Source organism: Blastomonas sp., from assembly GCF_041747255.1.
Classification (GTDB): domain Bacteria; phylum Pseudomonadota; class Alphaproteobacteria; order Sphingomonadales; family Sphingomonadaceae; genus Blastomonas.
Genome location: NZ_JBGTFM010000504.1, coordinates 1 through 2,966, shown reverse-complemented (window position 1 = coordinate 2,966; position 2,966 = coordinate 1). Strand labels below are relative to the sequence as shown.

Annotated in this window: 4 protein-coding genes; all 4 read right to left on the bottom strand. The window is 64.1% G+C overall.

Annotation, left to right across the window (positions count from 1 at the left end):
• Window positions 1-986: FAD-dependent oxidoreductase (locus ACEW8G_RS16655; protein ID WP_373489512.1), on the bottom strand; the 986-nt coding region annotated here is incomplete at its 3' end.
• On the bottom strand, window positions 979-1,386 hold the full coding sequence (locus ACEW8G_RS16650) for a hypothetical protein (RefSeq protein WP_373489511.1): 408 nt from the start codon (window positions 1,384-1,386) through the stop codon (window positions 979-981). The genes ACEW8G_RS16650 and ACEW8G_RS16655, both read right to left, overlap by 8 nt.
• Window positions 1,383-1,796: an endonuclease domain-containing protein gene (locus tag ACEW8G_RS16645; protein WP_373489510.1), complete on the bottom strand. Its 414-nt coding sequence runs from the start codon at window positions 1,794-1,796 to the stop codon at window positions 1,383-1,385. The genes ACEW8G_RS16650 and ACEW8G_RS16645 overlap by 4 nt, the downstream gene beginning before the upstream one ends.
• A 409-nt stretch (window positions 1,797-2,205) precedes the next feature.
• The coding region (locus ACEW8G_RS16640) for a 2-oxo acid dehydrogenase subunit E2 (RefSeq protein WP_373489509.1) at window positions 2,206-2,966 on the bottom strand (761 nt) is incomplete at its 5' end.

Sequence of the window (2,966 nt, the reverse complement as noted above, 5' to 3'; positions counted from 1 at the left end):
ACCGCGATGATGCCCTCGTGGCTCGCCTTGTGCGCCAGCCACGGCGGGCCGGTGACATCGCCGATGGCGCGGATGCCGGGCACGTTGGTCTGGCCGAAGCCGTCGACGACGATATGGCCGCGCTCGGTCTTCACGCCCAGCGCCTCCAGCCCGATGTCTTCCGTGTTCGGCACGATGCCGATGGCGACGATGGCGTGGCTGAACTGGTGCTCCTCGCTCTTGCCGTCCTTCGCCTTGATCTTCGCCGTCACACCCTTGCCGGTGTCGGCCAGCGCCTCGACGCCCGCGCCGGTGAGGATGGTCATTTTCTGCTTCTTCAGCGCCTTTTCCATGAACGCGCTGACATCGGCGTCCTCGACCGGCAGGATGCGCTCCAGCATCTCGACGATGGTCACCTCCGCGCCCATGTCGCTGTAGAAGCTGGCGAACTCGACGCCGATCGCGCCCGATCCGATGACCAGCAGCTTGCTCGGCATTTCAGCAGGCGTCATCGCGTGGCGATAGGTCCAGATGCGCTTGCCATCGGCCTTGGCGAACGGCAGGTCGCGCGCGCGTGCGCCGGTGGCGACGATGATCTCCTTGGCCTCAAGCTCGCGCGTCTGGTCGCCCTGCGTCACCTTGACCTTGCCGACGGCGGTCAGCGTGCCGGTGCCCTCGACCACGGTGACCTTGTTCTTCTTCATCAGCCCCTTGACGCCCGCGTTGAGCTGGCCTGAGACCGCGCGGCTGCGCGCGACGATCTTTTCCAGCTCGAACCCGACCTTCTCGGCGGTGAGGCCGTAATTGCCCGCGTGGCTCATGTAATGATAGATTTCAGACGTGCGCAGCAGCGCCTTGGTGGGGATGCAGCCCCAGTTGAGGCAAATGCCGCCCAGCTTCTCGCGCTCGACGATGGCGACCTTGAGGCCAAGCTGCGCCGCGCGGATCGCCGAGACATAGCCGCCGGGCCCCGAGCCCAGGATGATGAGGTCAAAAGTTTCAGCCATGGTGAGCCCCCTTGTTCACACGTTTGAGCAGATCGATATTGCACGCCATCCACACCAGGCACGCGGCCACCGCCGGGGCGTAGACAAGCTCAGCATAAGCAACAACCTCGGTCAGGTATAACACCAGCGCAAAGCCCGTGCCCGCCGCCGTCAGCAGCAGCACCGGCATGCGGAACCAAACCGACATCCGCAGCGCGCGCAAGGCGTAGGCGACGAGCGTCACCCCGGACAGGATGACCAGCACCATGAAGAACGTATAGCCCGCATCCATCGCATCGACAAAGGTATTGGCGATATCAACCTCACCGGTCTGCGCGACGTTGAACGTGAACCGCCCGACCAGCGTGGCGATGAGCGTCGGCAGCAGCAGGCGGCGGAAGAGGATGGCGAGGACGGTCATAGTGCAAACCCCTCTCCCCGTGAGGGAGAGGGAGGGGCCCGCCGCGCAGCGGTGGGAGGGTGAGGGCCCGCCAGCGCCCGCAGGATTTCTTCCCCCACAGCCTCAGTATCCCCCAGTATGTCGCTGTTCCAGAACCGCAACACCCGATGGCCCTTTGCGCGCAAGTAGGCGTCGCGCTTCAAATCGGGCTCGCTGTCGCAATGCTGTCCGCCATCGGCCTCGATGATCAGGCGGTGCTTCTGACAGACAAAATCGACGATGAACGGACCAATCGGCTGCTGCCTGCGAAACTTCGCGCCATTAAGCTGACCAGCGCGCAGGATCGCCCAGAGTTTGCACTCGGCGTCGGTGGGCTCGCGCCGCAATGCCTGCGCGCGACCGAGTGTCTGCAAGGAGTATTTCGGCTTCATGCCCTCACCCTCCCATCGCTGGCGCGATGGGCCCCTCCCTCTCCCTCAAGGGGAGAGGGGAAAAGGCGCGCCGCCCCCCTCTCTCCAACCTCTCTCCCGCAAGGGGAGAGAGGCTTCTGGGATCATTGCGCATCAGCCAAGCGATCCACGGAATGCTAACTCTACACTTTGGCCCTTTTGCGCCTCATACAACAACTGCCAGTGCGTCTTTGCGGCCCCAACAGGCTTGAAGCCCATAGTCGGCTGAGCATTACTGCCTGTCGCCATGCGCTCAAAATCAACCGGCTCACCATCGACCGTCAACGCTACCCGAGAGCCCGGATGAATGCTCGCGAGCGCACCCCTGAACGACTCATCGTCGATATGCCTCAGCCACAGGCAGGCATCCGTTACGGGAACCTTTGGCATCTCAGGCCAGCATCCCCAGTGGGTTCTCGCACAGGTCCTTGAACGCCTGCATCAGTTGCGCGCCGTCGGCGCCGTCGATGGCCCGGTGGTCGAAGCTGCCGGTGGCGCTCATCACGGTGGCGATGCCGAGCGCGTCATCGACCAGATACGGGCGCTTTTCGCCCGCGCCGATGGCCATGATCATGCCCTGCGGCGGGTTGATCACCGCCTCGAAATGCTTGATGCCGAACATGCCCATGTTGGAAAGGCTGGCGGTACCGCCCTGATATTCGTGCGGTTGAAGCTTGCCCTCCTTGGCGCGTCCCGCAAGCTCCTTCATCTCGGTCGAGATCGCGCCTACCGCCTTGGTGTCGGCGCTGGCGATGATCGGCGTGATCAGGCCCGCAGGCGTGCTGACCGCGACCGAGACATCGGCGCGGCTGTAGCTGATCAGGCTATCGCCCGCAAAGCTGACGTTACACTTGGGCACCTGCATCAGCCCCTTGGCGAGCGCCTTGATGAGCAGATCGTTGACCGAAAGCTTCACGCCCTGCGCCTCGAGCGCCTTGTTGAGCTCGGCGCGCAGCTTGAGCAGCTTGTCGAGCTGGATATCGAGCGTGAGATAGATGTGCGGGATCGTCTGTTTGGCCTCGGTCAGGCGGCGCGCGATGGTCTTGCGCATGTTGGAAAGCTTGGCTTTCTCATGCGGAATGTCGGTTTCGAACGCAGCAGCGGCGGCAGGGGCGGGCGCGGGCGCGGGCGCAGCGGTGTCGCGCGGCGCGG